This window comes from Methylobacterium planeticum (assembly GCF_008806345.1).
In the GTDB taxonomy this organism is placed as follows: Bacteria; Pseudomonadota; Alphaproteobacteria; order Rhizobiales; family Beijerinckiaceae; genus Methylobacterium; species Methylobacterium planeticum.
The window spans coordinates 1-23,241 of sequence record NZ_VZZJ01000032.1; the positions used below are offsets into that span (position 1 = coordinate 1).

The 23,241-nt window shown below is 71.8% G+C and carries 17 protein-coding genes; 8 read left to right on the top strand and 9 right to left on the bottom strand.

Annotation, left to right across the window (positions count from 1 at the left end; translation table 11 throughout):
* Window positions 1-127: 127 nt before the first annotated feature.
* Together F6X51_RS23655 and F6X51_RS23660 are read right to left on the bottom strand one after the other, a co-directional pair.
* The gene (locus tag F6X51_RS23655; RefSeq protein ID WP_150966186.1) at window positions 128-880 is read right to left on the bottom strand and encodes a YoaK family protein; all 753 of its coding nucleotides are present in this window, start codon (window positions 878-880) and stop codon (window positions 128-130) included.
* A gap of 142 nt (window positions 881-1,022) precedes the next feature.
* Window positions 1,023-1,979 carry a class I SAM-dependent DNA methyltransferase gene (locus F6X51_RS23660; protein ID WP_150966133.1) on the bottom strand — a complete coding sequence of 319 codons (957 nt, stop codon included), beginning with the start codon at window positions 1,977-1,979 and terminating at the stop codon, window positions 1,023-1,025.
* A gap of 48 nt (window positions 1,980-2,027) precedes the next feature.
* Between F6X51_RS23660 and F6X51_RS23665 the strand changes: the two genes are divergently transcribed.
* Genes F6X51_RS23665 through F6X51_RS23675 form a run of 3 tightly spaced genes read left to right on the top strand, consistent with a single transcriptional unit; the run spans window position 2,028 to window position 5,310 of the window.
* Window positions 2,028-3,119, top strand: a complete 1,092-nt coding sequence (locus tag F6X51_RS23665) for a ligase-associated DNA damage response exonuclease (protein WP_150966134.1) — start codon at window positions 2,028-2,030, stop codon at window positions 3,117-3,119.
* Window positions 3,116-4,834, top strand: a complete 1,719-nt coding sequence (locus F6X51_RS23670; RefSeq protein WP_150966135.1) for a cisplatin damage response ATP-dependent DNA ligase — start codon at window positions 3,116-3,118, stop codon at window positions 4,832-4,834. Before F6X51_RS23665 ends, F6X51_RS23670 begins: the two co-directional genes overlap by 4 nt.
* A complete protein-coding gene (locus F6X51_RS23675) occupies window positions 4,831-5,310 on the top strand; it encodes a secondary thiamine-phosphate synthase enzyme YjbQ (RefSeq protein WP_407658671.1) in 480 nt (159 codons plus the stop codon). Before F6X51_RS23670 ends, F6X51_RS23675 begins: the two co-directional genes overlap by 4 nt.
* Before the next feature lie 249 nt (window positions 5,311-5,559).
* On the opposite strand, the gene F6X51_RS23680 is transcribed toward F6X51_RS23675, so the two are convergent.
* From F6X51_RS23680 to F6X51_RS23690, 3 genes are all read right to left on the bottom strand, one after another.
* Window positions 5,560-7,128 carry an efflux transporter outer membrane subunit gene (locus tag F6X51_RS23680; protein ID WP_150966136.1) on the bottom strand — a complete coding sequence of 523 codons (1,569 nt, stop codon included), beginning with the start codon at window positions 7,126-7,128 and terminating at the stop codon, window positions 5,560-5,562.
* 122 nt (window positions 7,129-7,250) lie between these two features.
* A complete protein-coding gene (locus F6X51_RS23685) occupies window positions 7,251-10,397 on the bottom strand; it encodes an efflux RND transporter permease subunit (protein ID WP_150966137.1) in 3,147 nt (1,048 codons plus the stop codon).
* A gap of 13 nt (window positions 10,398-10,410) precedes the next feature.
* Window positions 10,411-11,748 carry an efflux RND transporter periplasmic adaptor subunit gene (locus F6X51_RS23690; RefSeq protein ID WP_150966138.1) on the bottom strand — a complete coding sequence of 446 codons (1,338 nt, stop codon included), beginning with the start codon at window positions 11,746-11,748 and terminating at the stop codon, window positions 10,411-10,413.
* A gap of 509 nt (window positions 11,749-12,257) precedes the next feature.
* On the opposite strand from F6X51_RS23690, the gene F6X51_RS23695 reads away from it, so the two are divergent.
* The 3 genes from F6X51_RS23695 to F6X51_RS23705 all read left to right on the top strand — a co-directional run bounded on the left by F6X51_RS23695 (window position 12,258) and on the right by F6X51_RS23705 (window position 18,074).
* Window positions 12,258-13,262: a CobW family GTP-binding protein gene (locus tag F6X51_RS23695; RefSeq protein ID WP_150966139.1), complete on the top strand. Its 1,005-nt coding sequence runs from the start codon at window positions 12,258-12,260 to the stop codon at window positions 13,260-13,262.
* 118 nt (window positions 13,263-13,380) lie between these two features.
* Entirely contained in the window at window positions 13,381-14,670 is a 1,290-nt protein-coding gene (locus F6X51_RS23700; RefSeq protein WP_150966140.1) for an O-antigen ligase family protein, read from the top strand.
* Window positions 14,671-14,783: 113 nt separating this feature from the next.
* Entirely contained in the window at window positions 14,784-18,074 is a 3,291-nt protein-coding gene (locus F6X51_RS23705; RefSeq protein ID WP_150966141.1) for a PAS domain-containing protein, read from the top strand.
* A gap of 13 nt (window positions 18,075-18,087) precedes the next feature.
* On the opposite strand, the gene F6X51_RS23710 is transcribed toward F6X51_RS23705, so the two are convergent.
* The 4 genes from F6X51_RS23710 to maiA form a co-directional block, all read right to left on the bottom strand.
* On the bottom strand, window positions 18,088-18,393 hold the full coding sequence (locus F6X51_RS23710; RefSeq protein ID WP_150966142.1) for a hypothetical protein: 306 nt from the start codon (window positions 18,391-18,393) through the stop codon (window positions 18,088-18,090).
* A gap of 11 nt (window positions 18,394-18,404) precedes the next feature.
* Window positions 18,405-18,716, bottom strand: coding sequence for an EthD family reductase (locus F6X51_RS23715; protein WP_150966143.1), 312 nt, complete (start codon window positions 18,714-18,716; stop codon window positions 18,405-18,407).
* A gap of 100 nt (window positions 18,717-18,816) precedes the next feature.
* Window positions 18,817-20,148, bottom strand: coding sequence for an NAD(P)/FAD-dependent oxidoreductase (locus tag F6X51_RS23720; RefSeq protein WP_150966144.1), 1,332 nt, complete (start codon window positions 20,146-20,148; stop codon window positions 18,817-18,819).
* 182 nt (window positions 20,149-20,330) lie between these two features.
* A complete protein-coding gene (maiA, locus tag F6X51_RS23725) occupies window positions 20,331-20,975 on the bottom strand; it encodes a maleylacetoacetate isomerase (protein WP_150966190.1) in 645 nt (214 codons plus the stop codon).
* A 229-nt stretch (window positions 20,976-21,204) separates the two neighbouring features.
* Here maiA and dgcN point away from each other — a divergent pair, with 229 nt between their 5' ends.
* Both dgcN and dgcA read left to right on the top strand, forming a co-directional pair.
* A complete protein-coding gene (gene dgcN / locus F6X51_RS23730; RefSeq protein ID WP_150966145.1) occupies window positions 21,205-22,227 on the top strand; it encodes an N-acetyltransferase DgcN in 1,023 nt (340 codons plus the stop codon).
* A gap of 22 nt (window positions 22,228-22,249) precedes the next feature.
* Window positions 22,250-23,239: an N-acetyl-D-Glu racemase DgcA gene (gene dgcA, locus F6X51_RS23735; protein ID WP_150966146.1), complete on the top strand. Its 990-nt coding sequence runs from the start codon at window positions 22,250-22,252 to the stop codon at window positions 23,237-23,239.
* Window positions 23,240-23,241 lie beyond the last annotated feature (2 nt).

Sequence of the window (23,241 nt, forward strand, 5' to 3'; positions counted from 1 at the left end):
ACGGCCTGACCGATTGAGCCGGTCCGCCGCCTGGACGGCCTGACCGATTGAGCCGGTCCGCCGCCTGGGCGGCCTGACCGGTTGAGCCGGATCGCCGCCGTCCGGCATCGCACCGTCCCGGATCCCGTCAGTGGATCGCGTCGACCGGCGTCGCGTGGGGGGCGGCGTCGGGGGCGGGCGACGAGCCCGCCACGAGGGGGCTGCCGGGCTTGGCGAGGGTCATGGCGACCGCCACGACCGCGAGGATCGCGGCGAGCGCGGCCGGGAACAGGAAGGCGCTCTCTCCGAAGCGGATCTGCAGCAGGCCGCCGATGACCGCGCCCGAGCTGAGCGCCGCCCAGAGCGGCGCCTGCAGCCAGAACGACGACGATACGGTGCCGAGCATGAGGTTCGCCATGCCGGTGCCGAAGCGGACCACCGCGCCGGTGACGTAGGTGAGCGCGAGGCTGCGCCCGTCCTCGTCCTGAAGCGTCGCGTTCTGCAGGCCGAGCGCCAGCACGATCGGGTAGGCGTGGAGCGGGAACGCGAAGCTGCCCCAGGGCATGACCAGCCCGATCGTCATCAGGCAGGCCTGGATGGTCAGCAGCACCGCGAGTCGCCAGCGCCCGACCCAGGCCGCGATCAGCGTGCCGAGGAACGCCCCGAAGCAGAACACCATGATGGTGGTGGTGACCCGCAGGGTGTTCTCCCAGTCGGCGCCCGCCACCGACACGCCGAAGCGCGTGGTGTTGCCGGACATGAAGGACATGAAGAGCTGCGAGTATTCGAGGAAGCCGATCGAGTCCGCGCAGCCCGCGAGGGCCGAGAGCGCGAGGGCGAAGGGGATGCGGGTGACGGCGCTCGCCGGGAAGGATTTGTCCTGCTTGACCGTGTCCGCCATCGCGCTCGCCATCTCGCTTTCCGTGTCCCGGTCGTGTCTCGCCGGCCAAGCGGAGTAAGTGCGGAGGCGGTCAGAGGTTCACGGGAAATGTGCCCCACCGCACCGCAGGTCTCGAAACCGTGATCGGATCCGCCCGACGGGGTCAGGGCTCGGCCTTGCTCAGCACGACGAGGCGTCCGGGCACGCCACGGCCGCGCTCGTGGCGGATCGCGGCGGGCTCCCGGAGGGCCGGCCTCAGGCCCGACGCCCGGCAAGCCGCCTCCAGATAGGCGTCCCCGTGGGCGAAGCGCGCATCGGCCCCGAGGATGATCCCGGCCCCGTCGTGCGACTGCACCGTGAAGGCCACGAACCCGTCCGGCCGCAGCACGCGCGCGATCGCCGGAAGCACCGCTCCGAGATCGCCGACATAGATGAACACGTCGGCGGCCACGCAGAGGTCGGCCGAGGCCTCCGGCTCCCCGGCCAGGAACCCCGTGAGGTCGCCGACGACGAGGCGCTGGTAGAGCCGGCGGCGCTCGGCCTGCGCCAGCATGGCGGGGGAGAGGTCGACGCCGGTGAGGTGCCCGACCCGCCCGGCGAAGGCCGCGCCGACGAGGCCGGTGCCGCAGCCGAGGTCGAGGGCGACCGCGTAGCGGGCCGGCGCCCCCGGCAGCGCCTCGAGGGCATCGCGCAGCATCTCCGGGCCGCGATAGTGCAGGCCCTCGACGAGGTGGCGGTCGAAGCGCGCCGCATAGCCGTCGAACAGGGCCCGCACGTAGGCCGGCGACAGGGCCCCGGCCGCCTCGCCGCCGCCGAGCTGGACCAGCCGCACGCGGCTGCCGAGGGCGTCGTCGGGGTCGAGGTCGAGGGCCGCCGAATAGGCCCGCAGGGCGGCGTGGAAATCCGCCTCCCCCCCGGACGCGCGGTGGAGGGCCTCGCGGGCCCGGCCGAGGAGGAGCCAGGCCGCGGCGTAGCGGGGGGCGAGTTCGAGGGCCTGCTCGGCCATCTCGGCGGCGCCCGCGGCGTCCCCGTCCCCGAGGCAGCCCTCGGCGTAGGCGTAGCGGCGGTCGGCGCGGAGATCGCCCGAGGTGCGCTGGCCGGAGACGGACGGGAGGGTCATGCGGGGACGGGTGATGCTGCGCGGATCGGCGCCCTATATGCCCGGCCGATGCCGTTACGCGCCAGCGATCTCCTGACCCTGACCCGCGAAGGTCTGTACTGCCCCCTCGGGCGCTTCCATGTCGATCCGACTTGGCCGGTGGCGCGGGCGCTGATCACGCACGGGCACGCCGACCACGCGCGCTCCGGGCACGGCAGCGTGCTCGCCACGGGGGAGACCCTGCGGATCATGGCGGTGCGCTACGGCGAGGCATTCTGCGGCACGCGCCAGGAGGCCGAACTCGGCCACCCGATCCGCATCGGCGACGTCACGGTGCGGTTCTGGCCGGCCGGTCACGTCCTCGGCTCGGCCCAGATCGCGATCGAGGCCGAGGGCGTGCGCGTCGTGGTGTCGGGCGACTACAAGCGGGCGCGGGACCCGACCTGCCTGCCCTTCGAGGTGGTGCCCTGCGACGTCTTCATCACCGAGGCGACCTTCGGGCTGCCGGTGTTCCGGATGCCCGACACCTCCGAGGAGGTCGCCAAGCTCCTGGCCTCCGTGAGCCTGTTCCCGGAGCGCGCCCACATCGTCGGCGCCTACGCGCTCGGCAAGGCCCAGCGCGTCATGGCGCTGCTGCGGGAGGCCGGCTACGACCGGCCGATCTACCTGCACGGCGCGATGGAGAAGCTGACCGAGCTCTACAAGCGCGAGGGCATCGCCCTCGGGGAGACCCCGAAGGTGGTGGCCACCGAGCGGGGCAAGCTCCACGGCGCGATCGTGCTGTGCCCGCCCTCGTCAATCCAGGACGTCTGGTCGCGCAAGTTCCCCGACCCCGTCACCTCCTTCGCGTCGGGCTGGATGCGGGTGCGGGCGCGGGCGCGCCAGAAGGGCGTCGAGCTGCCCCTCGTCATCTCCGACCACTCGGACTGGCCGGACCTCTGCCGCACCATCCGGGAGACCGGGGCCGAGGAGGTCTGGGTCACGCACGGCCAGGAGGACGCGCTGGTGCACTGGTGCGGCACGCAGGGCATCCGGGCAAAGCCCCTGCACATGCTGGGCTACGGCGACGAGGAGGTCGAGGGCGCCTCGGAATCCGCGGCCGATCCCGGCACCGCTGCCGCCACCGGGACTGCCCCGGAGCCGGCGGAGGCGACGCCGTGAACGACTTCGCCCACCTCCTCGACCGCCTCGCCTACGAGCCGCGGCGGAACGCCAAGCTCAGGCTGCTGCAGGATTATTTCGCGCGCACGCCGGACCCCGAGCGCGGCTACGCGCTCGCCGCCATGACGGGTGGGCTCAGCTTCCGCGAGGCCAAGCCCGCGCTGATCCGCGGCCTCGTCGAGGCGCGGATCGACCCGGTCCTGTTCCGGCTCTCGCACAACTACGTCGGCGACCTCGCCGAGACCACGGCGCTGATCTGGCCGGCGCCCGAGGCGGGGGAGCGGGAGCCCGGCCCCGGCCACAACAACCCGCCCCCGCACGTGCCGAGCCTCGCGGAGGTCGTCGAGACCCTCGGCCTCACCCGCAAGGCCGACCTGCCGCGCCACCTCGCGGAATGGCTCGACGCGCTGGACGAGACCGGGCGCTGGGCGCTCCTGAAGCTCGTCACCGGGAATCTTCGCGTCGGCGTCTCGGCCCGGCTCGCCAAGACCGCGGTCGGGGCGCTCGGCGGCCACGAGGCGGACGCGGTCGAGGAGGTCTGGCACGGGCTGGAGCCGCCCTACGAGACCCTGTTCGCCTGGGTCTCCGGCGGGGGCGGGCGCCCCGAGACCCTGAACCCGGCGCCGTTCCGGCCGCCGATGCTGTCGCATCCGATCGAGGAGGAGAGCGACTTCGACAAGCTCGACCCGGAGGCCTTCTCGGGGGAGTGGAAATGGGACGGCATCCGGGTGCAGCTCGTCGGCGGGCGCGATCGGGCGGGGCATCGGGTCGCCCGCATCTACTCGCGCACCGGGGAGGACATCTCCGGCGCCTTCCCGGACCTCGCCGAGGCCATCACCTTCACCGGGGCCCTCGACGGCGAGCTGCTGATCCTGCGCGAGGGCCGGGTGCAGAGCTTCAACGTCCTGCAGCAGCGCCTCAACCGCAAGGCCGTGACGGGCAAGCTCCTCGAGGAGTTTCCCGCCCATGTCCGGGCCTACGACCTCCTCACGGCCGACGGCGAGGACCTGCGGCCGCTGCCCTTCGGCGAGCGCCGGGCCCGGCTCGAGGCCTTCGTGGCGCGGCTCGACCACGCCCGCATCGACATCTCGCCGCTGGTGCCCTTCGCCACCTGGGAGGATCTGGCGGCGGCCCGCGCCGACCCCGCCTCGGTGGGGGCGGGGGCGGATGCCGACGCCATCGAGGGCGTGATGCTGAAGCGCCTGAACAGCGCCTACCTGCCCGGCCGCCCCAAGGGCCCCTGGTGGAAGTGGAAGCGCGAGCCCCACCTCGTCGACGCCGTGATGATGTATGCCCAGCGCGGGCACGGGAAGCGCTCGTCCTTCTACTCCGACTACACGTTCGGGGTCTGGCGCGAGCGGCCCGAGGGGGGCGACGAGCTGGTGCCGGTGGGCAAGGCCTATCACGGCTTCACGGATGCGGAGCTGCAGAAGCTCGACCGCTACGTCCGCAACCACACGACGAAGCGATTCGGCCCGGTCCGCGAGGTGGAATACGGCGCCGGCAAGGGGTTGGTGCTCGAGATCGCCTTCGAGGGCGTGCAGCGCTCGACGCGGCACAAATCCGGCGTCGCCATGCGGTTCCCCCGCGTCAGCCGCATCCGCTGGGACAAGCCCCCGGCGGAGGCCGACCGGATCGAGTTCCTCGAGCGCATTCTCGCCCGGGGCGAGCGCGAGATTGCCCCGGGGGCGCATCTCGCGGAGGAGGAGGCATGAGGCCGGACATGCAGCAGGGACGGATCGGGGCGATCGAGGGCGTCACGGAGGGCGAGGTCCGGCGGCAGGCCGGCGCCACGCTCACCATCGCGACGCAGGGCCCGGGCTTGACGGATTTCACCCGGAGCGTCGTCGATTTCGTGCGCCGGAGCGGCCTGCGGGACGGGCTCGTGAGCGTGTTCTGCCGTCACACCTCGGCCTCGCTGACGATCCAGGAGAATGCCGACCCGGACGTGCAGAGCGACCTGATGACCGCCCTCGACGGCCTCGCCCCCCGCCACGCGGGCTACATCCCCGGCGCGGAGGGCCCGGACGACATGCCGGCCCATATCCGCACCATGGTGACGGATGCGGCACTGACGATCCCGCTCCGGGGCGGGCACCTCGCGCTCGGCACCTGGCAGGGCATCTACCTGATCGAGCACCGCGACAGGCCGCACCGGCGCGAGATCGTGCTGCAGGTGGTCGGGGCCTGAGGACGGCGCGGCAACCGGACGTGCGCGCAAGCTGCGGCCGGGTCTCACCCCCCCCCGGCCGGGGCGGTGGGCCGTGTCCCCGTGTGCGGGCGCACCGGCCTGGAGGCCATCGCCGCCCCGGCCATCTCGCGGAAGGGCTCGCCCGGCAGGTCCTCGCACCCATACGGCGCGCTGTGGGAGCCGCCGATCACCGCATGCCCCGTCCACCCGACGGTCCGCATCTCGAGGGGCCGGGTCCGCCGCCGCGCGTCAGAGGAACTTCGCCGGGTCCGTCTCGGGCGGGTCGGGGGCCACGTCCAGGCGGTTCCACCAGCCGCCGCCGAGGGCTTGGAACAGGGCGGCGGTGTCGGCGTACTGGTTCGCCCGCGCCTGGGCCTGGCTGACGAGGGCCTGCAGGTAGCCCTGCTGGGCGAGCAGCACCACGGAGCTGTTGACCGAGCCCGCCGTGTACTGCTTGCGGATCAGCTCGACGCTCTGGGCGGTCGCCTTCTCGGCGGCCGAGGCCGCCGCCACCGCCTTCGCGTCGGACTGGAGGGCGCGCAGGGCGTCGGCGACGTTCTGGAAGGCGCCGATCACGGTGGCGCGGTACTGCGCCTGGACGCCCACGAGGTTCTCCTCGCTGGCGCGCTGGCGGCGGTAGAGGGTGCCGGCATCGAACAGGGGCTGCGTCGCCTGGCCGATGATCGAGAAGAAGGCGGCGCCCGGGTTGGCGAGCTGCGCCAGCCGCACCGCGCTCGCGCCTCCGTTGGCGGTGATGTTGAATTGCGGCAGGCGGTTCGCCACCGCGACGCCCACATCCGCGCTCGCCTGGTGCACCTGGGCCTCGGCCGCCTTCACGTCGGGCCGCTGCTGCACGAGGCGCGAGGGCAGGCTCACGGGGAGCTTCGTGGGCAGGTGGAGCTTTGCCAGCGTGAAGGTCTCGGCCACCTCCTCGCTCGGCAGGCGGCCGGCGAGCGCCGTCAGGAGGTTGCGTTGCTGCGCGAGCTGGCGCTCCAGGGGCGGCAGCAATTGCTGCGACAGGGAGAGGGCCGCCTGCTGCTGCACCACGTCGGCGCCCGCGATCTGCCCCAGCGAGAGCTGCTTGTTGTAGAGTTGCAGCACTTCGGTCTGGGCCTGGATCACCCGCTTCGTCGCGTCGATCTGGGCGCGCAGCGACGCCTCCTGGATCGCCGCCGCCACGACGTTCGCCGTGAGCGACAGGTAGGCGGCCTCGAGCTGGAAGCGCTGGTTCTCGGCCTGGGCCTCAAGGGACTCGATCTGGCGCCGGTTGCCCCCGAACACGTCCGGGTTGAACGAGACCGCGACCTGCGGCGTGTAGAGGCTGTAGAGGAAGCGGTTCTGGTTCTGCAGGGGCGATTGCAGGTCGAGGCCGGGCGCCTTCGCGACCTGGGCCTGCGGGTTCGCCGTCACCGTCGGGAACAGGGTCCCCTTCTGGGCCTCGACGTTCTGGCGCGCCACCTGCAGCGCGGCCTGCGCGGCCTCCAGCGTCGGGTTGTTGGCCAGCGCCTCCTCGACGAGGCGGTTCAGGGCCTTCGAGCGGAACAGCGTCCACCACTGGCCCGGGATGTCGGCGCCCGCCACGAAGCTCTGGTCGGCCGAGCCCCCTTGCGTGGTGCGGATCGTGTCGGCCGCGCTCGGGTTCTTCAGGCGCTCCTTGGTGTAGCGCGTCACCGGCGGGTCGAGGGGGGCGACGTAGTCCGGCCCGACCGCGCAGGCGCCGAGGGCGGCCGACAGCGCGAGGGCGAGGGCCGTGCCGGCGCGGCGCGCGGCGCTGCCGGGCCGCCGCCCGCCTCCTCTGCGTGAGGCTGCCCCCGCCATGCCGCCCCCGGACCCGCGCGAATTCCCGTCCGCGTACAGGAAGCCTGCGGGGTGTCCTGTCAACGCTCCTCGGCGCGCCGGCGCGCTCCCGGCCCGGGCCTGTGGCACCGCGGGCACGGGCATCAGGCCGCGGCCCGGTGCTGGGCGGGGGTCGCGGCCGGGTTCGGCCGGCGCCGGGAGAACAGCGAGATCAGGATCGGGACCACGACGAGGATCAGGTTCGGGGCGAGGAGGATGCCGCCCACCACCACCAGCGCCAGGGGCTTCTGGACCTGCGAGCCGATGCCGGTGGAGACCGCCGCCGGCAGGAGGCCGACGCAGGCGGCGACGCAGGTCATCATCACGGGCCGCATCCGCACATTGGCGGCGTTCCACACGGCCTCGGGGCGGCTCCAGCCCTCGTCCATCAGCTGGTTGTAGTAGGCGAGCAGGATCACCCCCTCCATCGTGGAGATGCCGAACAGCGCGATGAAGCCGATCGCCGCCGAGATCGAGAACGGCGTCGCCGTGAGGAACAGGGCGAAGATGCCGCCGATCATCGCCATCGGGATCACCGAGAGGCCGAGCAGCATGTCGGTGACGGAGGAGAAGTTGATGAACAGCAGGAGCGCGATCAGCGCCAGCGTGATCGGCACCACCACCGTCAGGCGCTGCACCGCGTCCTGCAGGTTCGTGAACTGGCCGACCCATTCGAGGTGGTAGCCCGCCGGCATCTGCACCTCGTCGTCGACCCGGCGCTGCGCCTCCAGGACGGCGCTTCCGAGATCGCGCCCGCGCACCGAGAACTTCACCGGGATGTAGCGCTCCTGGTCCTCCCGGTAGATGAAGGCCGCGCCCGAGACGAGCTCGACGGTGGCGATCTCCGAGAGCGGCACCTGCACGACGCCGCCATTCGGGTTCGTCGCCCCGATCGTGATATTGCGGATGGTCTCGAGGGAGCGGCGGAACTCGCGGGCGAGCCGCACCCGCATGGGGAAGTGCCGGTCCGAGCCGTACTCGTAGAGGTCGCCCGCGATCTGGCCGCCGATGGCCGCCTGCAGGGTGGTGTTGACGTCGCCGATGGAGAGGCCGAACCGGGCCGCCTTGCGCCGGTCGACGTCGATGCGCACCGTCGGCTGGCCGAGGGAGGCGAAGACCGAGAGGTCGGTGACGCCCGGCACGGTGGCCAGCACCGCCTTCACCTCCTCGGCGGTCCTGGTGATGGTGGTCAGGTCGGTGCCGTAGATCTTGACCGAGTTCTCGCCCTTCACCCCCGAGGCCGCCTCCTGGACGTTGTCCTCGATATACTGGGAGAAGTTGAACTCGATGCCGGGGAACTCGGCGTCGAGGCGCTTCGACAGGTCCCGGATCAGGGTCTCCTTGTCGAGGCCCTTGCGCCAGGTGTCGAAGGGTTTGAGGGGCGCCAGGATCTCGACGTTGAAGAAGCCCGTGGCGTCGGTGCCGTCGCTGGGCCGGCCCTGGTGCGAGATCACGGTGACGACCTCGGGCAATTCGCTGACGATCCGGCGCAGGCGCTCGACATAGGCGTTGCCGGCCTCCAGCGAGATCGAGGCCGGCATGGTGCCGCGGATGTAGAGGTTGCCCTCCTCGAGCTTGGGCAGGAACTCGAGGCCGAGCCCGCGCCCCGCCACGCCCGCCGCCAGCAGGATCACCAGGGTGATGCCGAGCGAGAGCAGCTTGTTGCGCAGGCCGAAGCGCAGGATCAGCACGTGTCCGAAGCGCAGCACCTTGACGATCAGGGTGTCGCGCTCCTCCACGTACTTGGGCAGGATCAGGGCCGACAGGGCCGGCGAGACCGTGAAGGTGGCGAGCAGGCCGCCGACGAGGGCGTAGGCGTAGGTCTTCGCCATCGGCCCGAAGATGTGGCCCTCGACCCCCGTCATGGTGAAGAGCGGCAGGAAGCCCACGATGATGATCGTGGCCGAGAAGAAGATCGCCCGGTTCACCTCGGCCCCCGCGATCGCGATGGTGCCGAGGCGCCCGGTGAGACCGCCGGGCGCCGGCTGGCCCTCCGAGTGCTCGGGCTCGGCGAGGTGGCGGAACACGTTCTCGACCATGATCACGGTCGCGTCGACGATCAGTCCGAAATCGATGGCGCCGAGCGACAGGAGGTTGGCGGAATCGCCCCGGATCACCAGGATCAGGATGGCGAAGCCGAGGGCGAAGGGGATCGTCGCCGCCACGATGATGGCGCTGCGGAGCGAGCCGAGGAACAGCCACTGCACCACGAAGACCAGCACCACGCCGAAGACGAGGTTGTGCATCACCGTGTGGGTGGTGGTGTTGATCAGCCCCGAGCGGTCGTAGATGCGCTCGATCTTCACCTCGGGTGGCAGGATGGTGGAGTTGTTGATGCGCTCGATCTCGGCCTCGACGCGCTTCAGCGTCGGCAGGCTCTGGCCGCCGCGGCTCATCAGCACGATGCCCTCGACGATGTCGTTCTGCCCGTCATGCCCGACGATGCCGAGGCGCGGCGCGTTCGAGACCCGCACGTCGGCGACGTCCCGCACCAGCACCGGCGTGCCGTTCACCTGCGTCAGCATCGTGTCGCGGATGTCGTCCATGTCGCGGATCAGGCCGACGCCGCGCACCACCGCCGATTGCTCGCCGACATTGAGGGTCTGGCCGCCGACATTGATGCTCGAGTTGTTGAGGGCGTTGACGAGCTGGACCAGGGTCAGCCCCTGGGCCTGGAGCCGGTTCAGGTCGACGGCGATCTCGTATTCCTTGGTCTTGCCGCCGAAGGCCGTGACGTCGACGACCCCCGGGATGGCCTTGAAGCGCCGCTGCAGCACCCAGTCCTGCAGGGTCTTCATGTCGGCCGAGGAATAGCCCTTCGGGCCGACGAGCTTGTAGCGCATGATCTCGCCGACCGGGCTCGTCGGCGAGATCTGGGGCGAGGCGCCGTTCGGCAGCGGCGGCAATTGCGAGAGCCGGTTCAGGACCCGCTGCAGCGCCTCCTGGTACGTGTACTCGTAGTTGAACTGCACCTTCACGTCGGAGAGGCCGAACAGCGAGATGGTGCGCACCACCGTGGCGTTGGGGATGCCGGCGAGCGCCACCTCGAGCGGGATGGTGATGTAGCGCTCGATCTCGTCCGCCGACTGCCCGGGATTCTGGGTGATGACGTCGACGAGGGGCGGGACGGGGTCGGGATAAGCCTCGATGTTGAGCTGGGTGTAGCTGGCATAGCCGAGCGCCAGCATCACGACGAACATCAGGAAGACCAGCACGCGCTGGCGCAGCGAGAAGACGATCAGGGCGTTCATCGGGGGCGTCCTGTCACGAGGCCTTGTCGCCGCTCGCGGCCCGGTCGATGAACACGGCGCCGCGGGTGACGACCTGATCCTCGGGGGTCAGGCCCTCGACCACCTGGGCGTTGTCGCCGTTGATCAGCCCGAGCTTGACGTTGCGGGCCTCGATGCCGCCGTCGGCGCGCGCCACCCAGACATGCGCCGTGCTGCCCTCGTAGACGACGGCGGCGAGCGGCACGCTCGGCGAGGGCTGGTCGCGCCCGGTGATGATCGTGAAGGTCGCGAACATCTCGGGCTTGAGGGCCCGATCCGGGTTCTCGACCTCGCTGCGCACCGCGAGGCGCCGCGTCGCCGGGTCGAGGCTCGCCGCCATGTAGTTGACCTTGGCCTTGAACACCCGGTTGCCGAAGCCCGCGACCCTGGCCTCGACCTCCTGGCCGAGGCGGATCTTCGGGATCTCGCTCTCGCGCACGTTGGCGACGAGCCAGACCGTCGAGAGGTCGCCGATGATGAAGGCGGGGTCGCTCGAGGTGCTGAGATACTGGCCGATGCCGACCTTGCGCTGCACGATGGTACCGGCGATGGGCGCGCGGATCTGCGTCTCGGGGCTCATCGTGCCGTTCTTCTCGAAGGCGGCGATCTCCGCATCGGTCTTGCCGAGGAGGCGCAGGCGGTTCTTCACCGCCTGGAGGTTGGCCTCCGCGGTCTTCAGGTCGCTCTGCGCCGCGATGACGTCGTTCTGGGCCGATTGGTAATCCTTGAGCGCCACGGCCTTGGCCGCGAACAGTTCCTGCTGGCGGGCCGCGATGGTCTGGTCGAGGCGGAGCAGGGCGGTGGCCTTGCTGATGGTGTTGAGGGCGCTCTGGTAGTCGCTCTGCGCCTGGACCATGTCGCTGGCCTCAAGGGTCAGCAGCACGTCGCCGGCCCTCACGTCGTCGCCCGCCCGCGCCAGCACCCGGGTGACCCGGCCCGCGTAGGGCGAGGCCACCGGCACGTTGTCATCGTCGTTGAGGGCGATGCGCCCCTCCGCCGAGCCCTCGGGTCGGAACACCATGGTGGAGACGGGGCGGATCTCGAAGGCGGCGCGCTGCTCCTTCGTCGGGCGGAACACGCGCTCGCGGGTGTCGGCGCGGGGGCTCTCGGCCGCCTCGTCCTCCGCGCCCTCGCCGCCGAGGAGGCCGCGGCCATACGCGATGGCCTCCTCGGCGAAACGGCGCACCGGCTCGGGGTAGACCGCCACCGCCGCGACCCCGGCGATCACCAGGGACAGGATCACCACGATGGGCAGGAGGCCGGCGCGGCGTCCGCGCTGGCGGGTCGCCTCGGGTGCGCTCAGCGTCGGGTCGAGGGGGTTGCGAGCGTCCATGGGGCTTTGATCTTCGGTCCGCGCTACCGCGCCGGACAGGGTTCACGAATCGACTGGGCGACCTGATCGTCGGGCAGCACCGAGCCGGTGCTTGGTGCTTTTTGATGGCGGCCGAGCCGACCTCGCTCGACCGTGATGGCTGGCTCAACCCGAGGTCGATCCAGCCTGCATGGTCCCGCCGCCCCACCATCGTCAAGGCGAGGCGCGGCCCGCCGCGATTTCCCGCTGCCGCGTTGCAGCGCCGCAGCACCAAGCGGGACTAGGTGGAACAACTAAATACAACTGCCAATTGAGATTTTGGGATCCCGCCGGCCGCACCCGTCGCTTAAGGGCCCGATGTGCCAGTTGTGTGAAGGCGCGGCGGCGCGGCTGTGGGCGGCGGCCCGGCTGCGGGGACGGGGCGGATCCGCGCCCTGCCGGAGGCGGGCGCCTTCCATCCGGGACGGATGACACAATATGACAACCCGACCTATATCCCCCGCCTCGCGCCGCATCCGCAAAGGGCCGCCATGTCCGACGCCGCCATCTCTGAAGCCGTCACCCCCCCGGATGCCGGGGCCAAGATCCCCGTCACCGTCCTCACCGGCTATCTCGGGGCCGGCAAGACCACGCTCCTCAACCGCATCCTCACCGAGAATCACGGCAAGCGCTACGCCGTGATCGTCAACGAGTTCGGCGAGATCGGAATCGACAACGACCTCGTGGTGGGCGCCGACGAGGAAGTGTTCGAGATGAACAACGGCTGCGTCTGCTGCACCGTGCGCGGCGACCTGATCCGCATCATGGACGGCCTGGTGAAGCGCCGCGGCAAGTTCGACGCCATCATCGTCGAGACGACGGGCCTCGCCGATCCGGCCCCGGTCGCCCAGACCTTCTTCGTCGACCAGGACGTCGGCGACGCCGCCCGCCTCGACGCCGTGGTGACGGTGGCGGACGCCAAGTGGCTCTCCGACCGGCTCAAGGACGCCCCCGAGGCCAAGAACCAGATCGCCTTCGCGGACGTGATCCTGCTCAACAAGTCCGACCTCGTGCAGCCCGCCGAGCTCGACCGGGTCGAGGCCGAGATCCGGACGATCAACCCCTACGCCAAGCTCCACCGCACCCAGAACTGCGCCGTGCCCCTCGAGGCGGTGCTGGAGCGCAACGCCTTCGACCTCGGCCGCATCCTCGACGTCGAGCCCGACTTCCTGGAGGAGGGGCACCACCATCACCACGACGCGGACATGCAGTCGGTCTCGGCGAGCCTCGACGGGCCGGTCGACCCCGAGAAGTTCATGCCCTGGATCTCGAACCTGACCCAGGTCCAGGGCCCGGACATCCTGCGCTGCAAGGGCATCGTGGCCTTTCCGGACGAGCCCAAGCGCTTCGTCTTCCAGGGCGTCCACATGATCCTCGACGGCGACCTCCAGGGGGATTGGGGCGCCGGCGAGGCGCGCGTCTCCCGCGTCGTCTTCATCGGCCGCAACCTCGACGCCGAGGCGATCCGCAGCGAGTTCCTGGCCTGCAGGGCCTGAGGCCCGGACGGGCGGAGGCCGGCGCGCCCCGCCCCATCAGCGAAATCTCAATCAATCCCGGGCAATCTCGCGCGGGTTGAGCGGGCCGGCGTATCGGGCCCGCGGAGTTTGCGTGACCATGGCGTCCATCACCGCCCCGTCCGGCGTGCCCGCTCCGGTGAGATCACCGGAGGGCGCCTGGGCCGCGATCCCGGTCCTGAGCGTCGTGCGCGGCCTCGCCCGGGCCATGCTGGCGGCGTTCATCTTCTTCGCCTGCTTCGCCTTCTCGGAGACCTCGCCCTACGACCTGGTGGCGCTGCCCACCATGGCCCTGTGGGCGCTGCTCGGCATCCGCCTGCACCGGGGCGTGGTGCCCCTGATGGGCCTCCTGATCCTCTACCTCGCGGCGATCGTCACGGCGCTGATCCCCTATCTCGACGAGGCCTTCCCGCTCACCTGGACGATCCAGCTCATCTACCTGTCGCTGACGTGCCTGTTCTTCGCGATGCTGTTCTCGGACGAGACGCAGGACCGCATGGAGCTGGCGCTGAAGGCCTACACGGCGAGCTGCGTCTTCTCGGCCGCCCTCGGCATCGTCGGCTACCTCGACCTGATCGGCATCGAGGACCTGTTCTACAAGTACGGCCGGGCCTCGGGCACCTTCCAGGACCCGAACGTGTTCGGCTCGTTCCTGACGCTCGGCGCCCTCTACCTGATGCACGGGCTCCTCAACGGCACGGCGCGGCGCCCGGTCCTGGCGCTCGCGGGCCTGCTCGTCGTCCTGGCGGGCATCTTCCTGTCCTTCTCCCGCGGCTCCTGGGGCGGGACGGTCGTGGCGGTGCTCGTCATGGTGGTGTCGGTCTACGCCGCGACGCCCTCCGCGCGCCTGCGCCGCCGCATCGTCGTCCTCACCCTCGTCACCATCGGCCTCGGGATCGTCGCGGTCATCGGCCTGCTCTCGTTCGATCACGTCGCCAAGATGTTCGAGACCCGGGCGGCGGTCACGCAGGATTACGACGAGGGCGAGACCGGCCGCTTCGGCAACCAGATCCGCGGCATCGCCATGCTGCTCGGGATGCCCCTCGGCATGGGCCCGATGCACTGGCGCCTCACCTTCGGGCTCGAGCCGCACAATTCCTACATCGGCAGCTTCGCCAATGGCGGCTGGCTCGGCGGCACGGTCTTCATCGGCCTCGTCCTGGCGACCGGCTTCGTCGGCTTCCGGCTCCTGGCGCGGCCCTCGCCCTACCGGGCGCACGCGCAGATCGTCTGGCCGGCCCTGCTGATGTTCTTCCTGCAGGCCCTGCAGATCGACATCGAGAAGTGGCGCCACGTCTACATGATGCTCGGCATGGTCTGGGCGCTGGAGGCCGCGCGCCTGCGCTGGCTCGCGCGCGGCGGTCGGCCGCGGACGGACGACGACCGGTAGCGCGGCCCGCCGAACTGATATTAAGGGGAGCTTAGCGGATTCGCTGGAGAAACGCGGGAGGCGGACCCGCGGCCTCGATGCGGGTTCCGGTTCGGGAGCGGGGATCGAGCACGGTGACCAGCCTGTCGCGGAGCGAGGCGGAGCGCGTCGCCGCCCTGCACGACCTCGAGATTCTCGACACGCCCCCGGAGGATCATTTCGAGGCGGTCTGTCGCACGGCGCGTCGCCTCTTCGGCGTGGCGGACGCCTTCGTGTCCCTCGTCGACGCCGACCGGCAATGGCTCAAGACCGTCTGCGGCATCATCCCGCCGACGATGCCGCGCGAGACCTCGTTCTGCACCCACACGATCCGGGACGATGCCGTGATGGTCGTGCCCGACGCGCGGCGCGACCCGCGCTTCTCCGGCTCCTCCCTCGTCACCAGCGAGGTGCTGGCCTTCTACGCGGGGGCGCCCCTCATCCTCGCGCCGGGGGTCCGGGTCGGGGCGCTCTGCCTCGTCGACACCGCGCCGCGCGCCTTCTCGGACGACGAGGTGCGGGCCCTGCGCGATCTCGCCGAGATCGTGGTGGCGCATCTGCGCCTCCATCAGGCCAACCGCCATCACGCCCGCGAGGTCGAGACCCGCGCCGCCCGCGAGGTCGTGATCGCCGCCCAGGCCGCCGAGATCGACCGGCGCGCCGAGGCGCAGGCGAGCGCCAACCATCTGCTCTCCATGGCCGAGGAGATGGCCCATATCGGCCATTGGCGGGTCGCCCTCGACGACGGCCAGCCGGTCTGGTCGGCCGGGCTCTTCCGGATCGCGGGGCGGGACCCGGCGGAGCGTCCGCCGCACCTCTCGAACTTCACCGGGATATACCACCCGGGCGACCGAGAGCGCCTCACCCGGATCGTCGGGGAGGCCGTCGCGCTGGGGCGAAACTTCGCCTTCGAGGCGCGGATCCTCCGCCCGGACGGGAGCGAGCGCGCCGTCGAGGTCTGCGGCACCTGCCAGAAGGACGCGTTCGGCGCGACGACCGCCCTGTTCGGCATCCTGATCGACGTCACCGAGCGGCGCGCGACCGAGGCCGAGATCCGGCTGAGCGAGATCCGCTACCGCAGCCTCGCCGACACCCTGCCGCTGCTGGTCTGGACCATGCGGGCCTCGGACGGCGAGGCGACCTACCTCAACGCCTGCTTCCGCGCCTATTACGGCCCGATCGGCACGGACCGGGTCGGGCGGCTTGCCCGCAACCACCCCGAGGACGCGCCGGTGGTCGAGGCCGCCTGGGAGCAGGCGCTCGCCACCGGCGAGGGCTTCGCGGTGGAGTGCCGCCTCCAGCGCCACGACGGGCCCTATCGCTGGCACAAGCTCGCGATGACGCCGGTGCGCCACCGGGACGGGACCCAGGTGGTCGAGTGGCTCGGCACGGCCCTCGACATCGACGAGATCATCTCGGCCCACCTCGCCGTCGAGGAGGCGCAGGAACTGCTGCATCTCGGCCTCGAGGCCGCCGATGCGGGGACCTGGGACTGGGACATGCGGCGCGGCGTCACCGTGATGTCATCCGAGAGCGCCCGGATCTACGGCCTTCCGAACGCCCACCTGCCGCAATCGCTCACCACCGCCGAGTGGACCGCGCTCGTGCATCCCGACGACGTGGCCCAGGCCTGGGAGGCGATCCGCGTCGCGATCGACACCCGCACCATCTACGCCACCGAGTTCCGCGTCGGCGAGCGCTGGGTCCATGCCCGCGGCCGGACGCTGTTCGGCCCCGACGACCGGCCCTACCGGATGGTCGGCCTCCACATCGACATCACGGAGCGCAAGTCCTTCGAGGCGACCCTCCAGGCCCTGACCGCCGAGGCGCAGGCCGCCCGCGCCGAGGCCGAGCGGGCGAGCGAGGCCAAGAGCGACTTCCTGGCGGCGATGAGCCACGAGATCCGCACGCCGCTGAACGGCGTCCTCGGCTACGCCGACCTCCTCCTCGAGCAGGCCTACCTGACCGAGGAGGACCGGCGCCGGCTGGAGCTGATCCAGAACTCGGGGGCCGCGCTCCTCACCATCGTCAACGACATCCTCGACTTCTCGAAGATCGAGGCCGGCCAGCTCGTCCTCGACCCGCTCGCCTTCCCGCTCCTGACGGTGATCGACAACACCGTCTCGATCGTGCGCGGCGGCGCCCTGAAGAGCGGCCTGCGGATCGATGCCCGCATCGACGCCGCCCTGCCGGGCTTCGTCGTCGGCGACCCGAACCGCCTCCGGCAGGTCCTGCTGAACCTCCTCAACAACGCCGTGAAGTTCACCCCCGCGGGCGCCGTCACCCTCAACGTCCGCCACGCGGGCGCCCGCCCGGAGGGCGAGGCGATGCGCTTCGAGGTGACGGATACGGGCATCGGCATCCCGGACGCGCAGCTGCCGCGCCTGTTCAAGCGCTTCAGCCAGGTCGACGGCTCGATCAGCCGCCGCTTCGGCGGCACCGGCCTCGGCCTCGCCATCTGCCGCCACCTCGTGGGCATGATGGGCGGCGAGATCGGCGTGGAGAGCCGGGAGGGCGTCGGCTCGACCTTCTGGTTCACCCTCACGCTGCCGCGCGCCGAGCAGGCCCCCGCGCAGACCCCCGAGCAGGCGCCGGCCGCGACGGAGCGGTCCGTCCCCCGGATCCTGGCCGCCGAGGCCGGCGCCGCGCCGCATCTCCTCCTCGTCGAGGACGTGCCGATCAACCAGGAGCTCGCCCGGGCGGTGCTGGAATCGCAGGGGTTCCGGGTCGACGTCGCGGGGGACGGGGCCGAGGCGGTGGCGGCCGTGGAGGCCCGGATGGCGCTCGGCGCGCCCTACGCGCTCGTCCTCATGGACGTGCAGATGCCCGGCATGGACGGCCTCACGGCGACCCGCTGCATCCGCGCCCTGCCGGCCCCGGCCGGCACCGTGCCGATCGTGGCGATGACCGCCAACGTCATGCCCCAGCAGGTCGAGGCCCTGCGCGAGGCCGGCATGGACGACCATGTCGGCAAGCCCTTCCGCCGGGCGGACCTGTTCGCCACCATCGCGCGCTGGATCGGCTCGGCCGACGCGGAGCCCGCGCCGGAGGCTGCGCCCGTCGAGGGGCCGCTCGTCGACCGCGAGGCCCTCTCGGCGGTGCGCGACAGCATCGGTGCCCCCCGGGTGCTGTCGCTGCTGGCGCTGCTCGAGGGCGAGCTGCGCGACCGCTTCCGGCCCGGCGAGACCGACCGGATGCAGATCGCCTACGACGCCCACGCCATGGTCTCGGCGGCCGGCATGCTGGGCTTCGTCGGCCTGTCCGAGCTCTGCCGCGAGATCGAGGCCGCCGCCCATGCGGGCAGCGACCTCAACCCCCTAATCCGCCGCCTCGACACCCTGCGCAGCGGCGCCCTCGGCACCATCCGGGAACTCCGGGCGGCGTGAGGGCGCGGCCCGCTCAGGCCGGCTCCCCGTCCGGCTCCGGGTCCGCCGTCCAGGCGGTCGCGAAGGCGGCGAGGTGCTGGGCCTCCGTGAAGGCCAGGACCGTCACGGTGCGCTCGGTCGGCATGCCCCCCGGATAGGGGGCGAGCAGCACGGTCTCGCGGGAGAGGCGGGCGCCGGGGGTGCGCAGGCGCATCCAGGTCTCGCACTCGAGCGTCAGGCGCTCGGGCTCGGCGAGCGCCCGCGAATCCGGGCGCAGCACCAGGATGTAGGTGCCGAGCGCGGGGTTGCGCTCCTGCAGGACCTTGATGATGTCGATCATGGAGCGGAGGTCTATTCCGGGAACTCGTTGATCTGCACGATCGGCTGAACGTCGGTGAATTTCGGGATGTCCCCGAAGATCTCCTTGCCGTGCGTGGCGGCGGCGTTCCGGAAGGCCTCGGCGGATTCGAAGCGCAGGAGCGCCATCACCTGGAACGGGGCTGGGCCGCCGTCCGGCGTGCCGACGCCGCGCACGACCTTCGCCTCGTGCAGCCCGATCGGCGTCCAGCGCTCCCGCACCAGCGGCATGTGGTGGCCGAGATAGTAGGCCATGTCGAAGGTGGTGGCCTCCCCGCCCGGGTACATCACGCTGACCAGGATCATCACTTGTCCTCCCCGAATCCGGCCGCGGCTTTCGCGCCGCGGCTCGCCCGGACAGGAGCACCGTTCGGGCGGGCGCGCAACGCGGGCCCCGCGTTCCGCGTCAGTGCAGCTTCACCCGCGGCTCGGTGCGGCGCGTCAGGCTGCGGGCCAGCGCGTCGAGGGCGGTCTTCCAGGTGCCGTGCAGGGCCTGCTCGTGCATCTTGTAGAGCGAGCGGTACATCATCCGGGCGAAGAGGCCGGCGATGAACATGTTGCGCCCCTGGATGAAGCCCATCAGGTTGCCGACCGTCGAGTACTCGCCGAGGGACACGAGGGAGCCGAAATCCCGGTACTTGAACGGCTTCAGCGGCTTGCCGGCGATCCTGGCGGGGATCGCCTTGATCAGGTAGCTCGCCTGCTGGTGGGCGGCCTGGGCGCGGGGCGGGATCGGGGTGTCGGAGCCGGGCTCGACGAGGTAGGCGCAGTCGCCGACCGCGAAGATGTCGGGGTCGCGCGTCGTCTGGAGCGTCGGCGTCACCACGAGCTGGTTCGTGCGGGTGGTCTCGAGGCCGCCGATATCCTTGAGGAAGCCCGGCGCCTTGACGCCCGCGGCCCAGACCACGAGCTCGGAGGGGATGAAGCCGCCATCCGCGAGGGACACCCCGTCGGCGCGCACCTCCGTCACCCGCGCCCGCGTGCGCACCTCGACGCCGATCTTGTCGAGGAGCGCCATCACCTCGACGGAGAGGCGCTGGGGCACGGCGGGCAGGATGCGGTCGGCCGCCTCCACCAGGGTGATCTTGAGGTCCTTGGCCGGGTCGATCCGGTCGAGTCCGGTCGAGACCACCTGCCGGGTGGTGCGGTGGAGCTCGGCCGCGAGCTCGGTGCCGGTGGCGCCGGCGCCGATCACCGTGACGTGGAGCTGCCCTGGCCGCACCGGGCCCGGCTGGGTGTGGGCGCGCAGCATCCCGTTGATCAGGCGCTGCTGGAAGCGGATCGCCTGGTCCTGCGTGTCCAGCGCGATGGCGTGCTCCTGCACGCCCGGCGTGCCGAAATCGTTGGTGGTCGAGCCCACCGCCATCACCAGGGTGTCGTAGCCGACCGCGCGTACCGGCGTGACCTCGCGGCCCTCCCGGTCGAAGCTCGCGGCGAGCTGGATCGTCTTCGTGCCTCGGTCGAGGCCAGTCATCTCGCCGATGCGGTAGCGGAAATGATGCTCGTGGGCGTGGTGCAGGTAATCCACCGCGTGGTGGCCGACATCGAGGCTGCCCGCCGCCACCTCGTGCAGCAGCGGCTTCCAGATGTGGGTGCGCGCCCGGTCGACCAGGGTCACGTGGGCGGTCTTGCCCCGCCCGTGCTTGTCCCCGAGCTTCGTCGCGAGCTGCAGCCCGGCGGCGCCGCCGCCGACCACGACGATCCGGTGGAGGCCGTTCTCGTTCTCGCCCGGTACCATGCTGTGCCGTCTCCCTCGCGGCCGGTCCTGGTCCGGCCGTCTCCGCCCTGAGTGTCGCGCGGGTCCGGGCCCCCTCCGGGGGCTCGCGGGCCCGTCGCAACCCTACGCACGAACCGGGAGTCAATTCCATGTCCGTTTCCGGTCGCTCCTATGGCGAACCTTGCAGCCGGACGGCGAAGCGATCAGGCCGGCGCACCGGGCTGGCGCAGCGGGTGGGCCTTGGCGAAGGGCTCCTCGGCGAGGCAGGTCTCGGCGATGCGGTGCACGGTCGGGAAGGGCGCCGTCTCGACGCCGAAGATGCCGGTGCCGACCCAGAGGCTCACGAGGCAGAGGTCGGCGTGGCTCACCGCCTCGCCCTGGCAGAAGCGCCCGGTCCCCGCCTCGGTGGCGAGGCGGGTCTCCAGGGTCTTGAGCCCCGTGGTGAAGGCGTTGCGCACGAACTCCATCATGCGCTCCTTCGGCAGGCCGTAGGCCTCCATCAGGTAGGTGCGCACCCGCGGCACGTAGAGCGGATGGGTGTCGCAGGCCACGACCTGCGCGAGGGAGCGGGCCCGGGCCCGGGCCCTGGGCTCCGCCGGCAGCAGCGGCACGCCCGGATGCGTCTCCTCGAGATAGTCGAGGATGGCGAGCGACTGGGTCAGGGGCGGGCCGTCCCCGTCGAACAGGGCCGGCACGGCGCCCTGCGGATTGATCGCCCGGAACTCGGGCTTGTGCTGGTCGCCGGCATCGAGGTCGATGAAGCTCTCCTCGTAGGCGATGCCCTTGAGGTTGAGCGCGATGCGCACCCGGAAGGCGGCGGCCGAGCGCCAGTTGCCGTACATCTTCATGCCCATGACCCGCAGCCTCGGCCTCCCGGTTGATCCGGCCGGACCAGAGCCGATCGCGCGGCGCCCCGCAAGTCCCTGCCGCGCCTGTCCGGGCCCGAGCCGCGCCTGTCCGGGCCCGTGCCGCGCCCCGGCGGCGCCGGCATGGCACCGGCCGTGTTCGGGCATTGGTGTTTCCCGCCGCTCTGCCGCTATAGACTGGCCGCCCCGAGCCTCGAGAGTCGACCCGGACATGCAGATCGCCACGCCCTACCTCATGTTCCTCGGAGACGTGCCGGACCGGCTCGCCGCCAAGACCGCCTACGGCATCGTCGACTGGCGCCCCGAATGGTGCATCGGCCAGATGCGCCTGCCCGGCTGCGCCGCCGATCTCGGCATCCCCGACCTGACGCTGCCCGAGGCCCTGGCCAAGGGCTGCCGCACCCTGGTGATCGGCGTCGTCAATGCCGGCGGCGTCCTGCCCGACCACTGGGTGCAGGAGATCGTGGCGGCCCTGAAGGCCGGGCTCGACGTGGCGAGCGGCCTGCACGTGCGCCTCGGCTCGGTCCCGGCCATCGCGGAGGCCGCCGAGGCCAACGACCGCACCCTTCACGACGTGCGCCACACCAGCGAGACCTTCGCCACCGGCAAGGGCACGCGGCGCCCGGGCAAGCGCCTCCTCACCGTCGGGACCGATTGCTCGGTGGGCAAGAAATACACGGTGCTGGCCCTGGAGAAGGGCATGCGCGCCCGCGGCCTCGACGCGGATTTCCGCGCCACCGGCCAGACCGGCGTGTTCATCTCCGGCCGCGGCGCCGCGATCGACGCCGTGGCGGCGGACTTCATCTCCGGCGCCGTCGAGTGGATCGCCCCCGCCGCCGCGCCGAACCACTGGGACCTGATCGAGGGCCAGGGCTCGCTCTTCCACCCCTCCTTCGCGGGGGTGAGCCTCGGCCTCCTGCACGGGGCGCAGGCGGATGCGGTGATCGTCTGCCACGAGCCGACCCGCACCACCATGCGCGGCGTGCAGCACGCGCTGCCCTCGATCCGCGAGGTCGTCGACCTCACGGTCCAGCTCGGGCGCCTGACGAACCCGGACATCCGCGCCACCGGCATCGCGGTCAACACCCAGGCCCTCGACGAGGCGGAGGCGCGCAGGCTCCTGGCCGAGCTCGAGGCCGAACACGGCCTGCCCGCGACCGACCCGGTGCGCTTCGGCGTCGACGGCCTCGTCGACCGCCTCGTCGCCGAGTTCCCCGACGTCCCGCAGACCTGAACCCACGGGAGCCGAGACCCGCATGAGCCGCCGCCTCACCGTCGCCGTCGAGCGCTTCCCGATCGCGGGCGCCTTCACCATCGCCCGGGGCAGCCGCACGGAGGCCGTCGTGGTGCTGGCGCGGATCGCGGACGACGAGGCGGGGGCCGCGGGGCAGGGCGAATGCGTGCCCTATGCCCGCTACGGCGAGAGCCCCGAGAGCGTGGTGGCGCTGATCCGGGGGCAGGAGGAGGCGATCGCCGCCGGCCTGACCCGGGCGGAGCTGCTGGAGCGGGTCGGGGCGGGGGCGGCGCGCAACGCCCTCGACTGCGCCCTGTTCGACCTCGAAGCCAAGCTCACCGGCCGCCCGGCCTGGGCCATCGCGGGGCTCCCCGAGCCCGCGCCCGCCGTGACCGCCTACACCCTCAGCCTCGGCACGCCCGAGAGCATGGAGGCCGCCGCCCGCGGCGCCGCGCACCGGCCCCTGCTCAAGGTCAAGCTCGGCGGCGAGGGCGACCCGGCCCGGATCGCGGCGGTGCGCCGGGGCGCGCCGGAATCCCGCCTCATCGTCGATGCCAACGAGGCGTGGCGGCCGGAGACCCTCGCGGCCAATCTCGCGGCCTGCGTCGCGGCCGGCGTCGGCCTGATCGAGCAGCCGCTGCCCGCCGGCGACGACGCGGCCCTGGCCGGGATCCATCGCCCGATCCCGATCTGCGCCGACGAGAGCCTGCACGACCGTGCCGGGCTCGACGCCCTCAGCGACCGCTACGACGCCGTCAACATCAAGCTCGACAAGACCGGCGGCCTGACCGAGGCGGTGATGCTCGCCCACGAGGCGCGGGCGCGGGGCCTCTCGCTGATGATCGGCTGCATGGTCGGCACCTCGCTCGCGATGGCGCCCGCCATGCTGCTCGCCCATCACGCCGACTACGTCGACCTCGACGGCCCGCTCCTGCTCGCCCGCGACCGGGAGCCAAGCCTGCTGTTCGAGGGCAGCACCGTCCACCCGCCCGCCCCGGATCTGTGGGGGTAGGG